This is a genomic window from Nostoc sp. UIC 10630 (assembly GCF_010747425.1).
Taxonomy (GTDB): domain Bacteria; phylum Cyanobacteriota; class Cyanobacteriia; order Cyanobacteriales; family Nostocaceae; genus Nostoc.
Genome location: NZ_JAAGOG010000358.1, coordinates 1 through 4,204, shown reverse-complemented (window position 1 = coordinate 4,204; position 4,204 = coordinate 1). Strand labels below are relative to the sequence as shown.

Annotated in this window: 3 protein-coding genes and 3 pseudogenes; 1 reads left to right on the top strand and 5 read right to left on the bottom strand. The window is 40.6% G+C overall.

Annotation, left to right across the window (positions count from 1 at the left end):
• Positions 1-56 precede the first annotated feature (56 nt).
• The 5 genes and pseudogenes from G1O98_RS37205 to G1O98_RS37185 form a co-directional block, all read right to left on the bottom strand.
• Positions 57-429, bottom strand: a pseudogene (locus G1O98_RS37205) (ATP-binding protein); the annotation flags it as partial.
• The gene (galT, locus tag G1O98_RS37200; RefSeq protein ID WP_163939339.1) at positions 410-1,480 is read right to left on the bottom strand and encodes a galactose-1-phosphate uridylyltransferase; all 1,071 of its coding nucleotides are present in this window, start codon (positions 1,478-1,480) and stop codon (positions 410-412) included. The pseudogene G1O98_RS37205 and the gene galT, both read right to left, overlap by 20 nt.
• Entirely contained in the window at positions 1,459-2,142 is a 684-nt protein-coding gene (locus G1O98_RS37195) for a hypothetical protein (protein WP_228058564.1), read from the bottom strand. Before G1O98_RS37195 ends, galT begins: the two co-directional genes overlap by 22 nt.
• Positions 2,097-2,588: pseudogene (locus G1O98_RS37190) on the bottom strand (IS630 family transposase); the annotation flags it as partial. The pseudogene G1O98_RS37190 and the gene G1O98_RS37195, both read right to left, overlap by 46 nt.
• 13 nt (positions 2,589-2,601) lie before the next feature.
• On the bottom strand, positions 2,602-3,006 hold the full coding sequence (locus G1O98_RS37185) for a helix-turn-helix domain-containing protein (RefSeq protein ID WP_163939337.1): 405 nt from the start codon (positions 3,004-3,006) through the stop codon (positions 2,602-2,604).
• A gap of 69 nt (positions 3,007-3,075) precedes the next feature.
• Between G1O98_RS37185 and G1O98_RS37180 the strand changes: the two are divergent.
• Positions 3,076-3,315 (top strand): annotated as a pseudogene (locus G1O98_RS37180) (transposase); the annotation flags it as partial.
• Positions 3,316-4,204 lie beyond the last annotated feature (889 nt).

The window sequence follows — 4,204 nt, the reverse complement described above, 5'->3', positions numbered from 1 at the left end:
TTTTGGCTATAAATTTTAGTTTCTGTTAGAAAAGAAAAGCTCAAAACTTTATCAAATCAAAGTTTCAGAGTTTCGCTTTGATTATTTTTTTCCGAAAGTGACAAAACAGGGATTAGGGGAATTGTAATTATAAATTCTGTACCTTTATTAGGAGAGGAAATACATTCTAATGTTCCCTGATGTTTTTGAGTAATTATTTGGTAACTAATAGATAAGCCTAAGCCTGTGCCTTTCCCGACAGGTTTTGTGGTAAAAAAGGGGTCAAACAGTTGCTTTTGAATATTTTCCGGGATACCGCAGCAGTTCAAGTAAATCTTGGGTGTACTCATTGGCAGGGGTTAAATTACCATAGATAAAATTCACGGGGTTATTGATTTCGTGAGCTACACCTGCCACTAACTGCCCCAAACTAGACATTTTGTAGTTCCTTCGCTTTCTCCTCCGGTAAAGCATCATTGGCAAACATCCCGGCTGCGAGTTCCGTTCCTGCCAGATATTTCAGCCTTTCGCTTGTTCGATATGGTGGAAAAAACTCGGCGTGTAAATGCGCTTCGGGATGGGCTAAACCGTCAGTTGGTGCTTGGAACCAAGCCATCAAGTAAGGAAACGGGCGATTCCACAAGCCATCATACTTGAGAGTGACAGTTTTTAAGGCTTTGGCAAGTCCCCAACGTTGTTGTGGGGTAAGATCCATAAAAGTGCTAACTGGCTCTTTTGGTGCAATCCAAATTTCAAAGGGGTAACGAGCGCATACTGGGACAAATGCGATCGCATACTCATCTTGATAAATAATCCGTTGATTGTCTGCAATTTCCTTCTGAATCAAGTCTTGCAGTAAAACCCGCCGATGTTTTTCATAATACTCCTGCTGCATTGACAGCATCCGCACCGGAACAGGCGGTATAAAAGGATAGGCGTAAATTTGCCCGTGGGGATGGTGCAATGTTACACCTACCTCTACACCTTTATTTTCAAAAGGCAACACATACTGAATTTGGGGATTTAGTCCTAGTTCGCGGGTGCGATCGCCCCACACTTCCAACAACAAATCTAAATGATCCAACTCTAAGGAACTCAAGGAGGCGCGAGCATCTTGAGTAAAAACCACTACCTCACAGGCTCCATTAGCTGGTAACGTTTCCACGATGGTATCAGGTGAATTGTTGGCTGTCGGACTTATTGAGGGAAAGCGATTATCAAACACTGCCACGTCATACTTACCTTGGGGTAGTTCCGTTGGGAACTCAGGGTTGGTGGTAGGTGCGAGGGGATTATATTCTGGGGGCGGCATGAATGTTCGCCCTTGACGGTGACTAGCATAAGCTACCCATTCCCCCCGCAAGGGGTGCCAGCGCAGGTGGGGATTAGCTTGCACTGGCTCATTACTAGGGCTAGGGGCTTCTAACTGACTAGTAATTGGGTAGTGACTGTATAACTTGAGTTTGCGTCCGTCGGGCTTTAACAGCTTGTGGGAGTACATAATCCTTGTCCTGAGAGGGTTGCAGCGCGGATCGCCTCAATAGGAAATTTCGGAGTGCGATCGCCATACAATAAACCGTTAGCTTCTTGAAAGGTATCCGTTAATTGTGTGTAACAGAATCCGCTAAATAGCTCAATGTTATTAACGGTTTCAAGCAGAGCAGCGTATTTCATTTGTAATTCGGAGATATTCGAGCAGTTTTCATATCCCCAAGCTTGATCTGCGTTAGGTTGGTCAAGAGGGGCATAAGCAATACCACCAAACTCGGTCAACATCACTGGTTGTCCCTGATGAGGATAGTTATCCAAGGTGAGGATACGTCCTCCAGGACGGCTACGCTCAAATAGATCCGATATCTGAATATCCGGTCTGTAACGATGGGCTAATCGCTCAGGCTGGCGTTCATAGTCGTGAATAGCAAGGATGTCGGTATCAGTACTTTCCCAACCGTCGTTACCAATTACTGGGCGACTCGGATCGAGAGTTTTAGTTAGGTGATACATTGCCAACACGTAGTTACGATGAGCTGCCGTTTCAACCAAATTTGGCACACCCCAAGATTCATTACAGCAATTTTCAGGTAAATAGACCACAGTGATTAAACCAACCGAGAGCATCATCTTCGGTAATGTAATTGACAGCAAGCGCCATTGCAAGGCCATCGTGATTCCAGTGTACGTGCTTCGCAGGAACGGAGAAATTGCTTTAGTTTCGACCAACAAAGTTCTATAGGGGATAAATCAGGAGAATAAGGGGGCAAAAACTTGATTTTTGCACCGACTGACTCGATTGCCACTCTGACACGTTCGGCGTGATGAACCCGGAGATTATCCATGACCACGATTGCCCCTTTCCATAACTGAGGTATTAATATCTCAGTTAGATAAGTGAGGAATACATCAGTATTTGTACTTCCTGGTACAGTCATGGCTGCAACCAGCCCATCAAGGTTTAAAGCACCAATCAAAGAAACGTTTCCACCCTTACTTCCAGGTATACTATCAACTGCTCGTTCGCCATTCACTGCTCTAGCGAACAAGCGTGACATCGATAAATTCAATCCAGCTTCATCGACGAATATCAGATTTCTGACATCAATTTTGTCTAAAGTTCGCCGATAGTCATGTCTTAATTCTTGTACTCTTGGGGTATCTTGCTCGCTGGCATAAAGACTTTTTTTTTACACGTAAGCCTAATTTTTCTACCGCACGATGCATTGTACTAATACTTACACTAATCCCTGTGCGTTCTGCATAGCGGTCGCATAATTCTCTGAGTAGCAAATCATTTTTTTCCTCAACTAAAGACTGGATAAAGCCTAGATGCTCGTTTTGAATCGTTGGCTTTTGATATCCTCCACGTCGTTTTGCCTCGATTTGTCCATTTGTTCGATACTGAGATAGTAGATTTCTTACAAATGACAAGCTGACCTTAAATCTTTGCGCCAACTGGCGTTGAGAGCCTTCTTTGGCTTTCCACGCTCTAATCACACGCTCACGCAAATCCTTTGAGTAAGATACTGGCATCTATTCATACAATATTATTTCTTCAGTCTAACTTAGTTTGTGGTTCAATTACCTGAAAATAGCTGTAAATTACAGGCGTTCTTAGGATGGGTAAACAATTATGCACACATGCCTTATGAAAAACAGCAAGAAATGTTGTGGGAATTAGGGCAAGTTGAAATTGGGTTAGGAACGTTAGTCGCAACTAATGAACGAATCCAACAAGCGATTGAACCGAGCGTTAGTGAGTTAAGTAATTGGGTAAAACAGACACAACCTAACATTCATGTGGATGAAACGCCTTGGTCAGTCAAAGGAATCAAAGAATGGTTCGATTTTCAACAAGTTTCAGCCCACAAGCTAAAACCTGGGGCTATATATTAATACAGTTGATTTAAGCTTGATAGATATAGTTGAAATCCAGATAATGAGAGATCCAATCCACTATATAAAATCTACCACTGCCACGAGCATAGCTTTTGCTGTTAATATTCATGAAAAGTTTTGACTCCATTTAATGAAAAAAGTGTAGTCTTATGCATCCTGTATAATTGCTTAAATATTCAATAGCCTAATCTCACTTTAGAAATCGCAATAATAACCAAAAGTTTTGTTTGCTAAATTTAAAACTTTCAAGTTTTAGGTTTACTTGTTGAGGTAGTAAAGTCAAAAATTGAATTTATTAGATATTTATGTTCTTGAGGGCTAAGATTACAATTTTTATAATATTCATTCAGGAAGTCAATGATGGTTAAACTTGCAGATTCTAGTTTTACCCTTTTCCTAGCCGCTTTGAGAGCCTGATACAATCTAGGATAAGCATGATTATTGCTAATCCCTATTTGCTCATCTGGTGTCCAACACTTAAATACGTAACCTTCAGACAACGGAATTAATTCAATTAACCATCCACTATATGAATCTCGCAATTTTATCCTACTACTCTTTTCCCTACCCATTGATTAGTATTTTCGCTTTTTTTCTATGTACAAATAATAAAGGTATAACCTATGTATATAATTACTGTGCAGAATTTGTGTAGATTTTGTGTAGGCAAAAAAGCACAATAAATTTATGTAATAAATTACGAAATATTAATGTATTCTTATGTTTGTATAAGTTCAAAAAGTATTAGAAAATACTATAGGACTCATATCTGATTTTTGAATAAGATTTCAGATAAAACCCTTAAAAAACAGGTTTTTCAGTTTGAGTATGT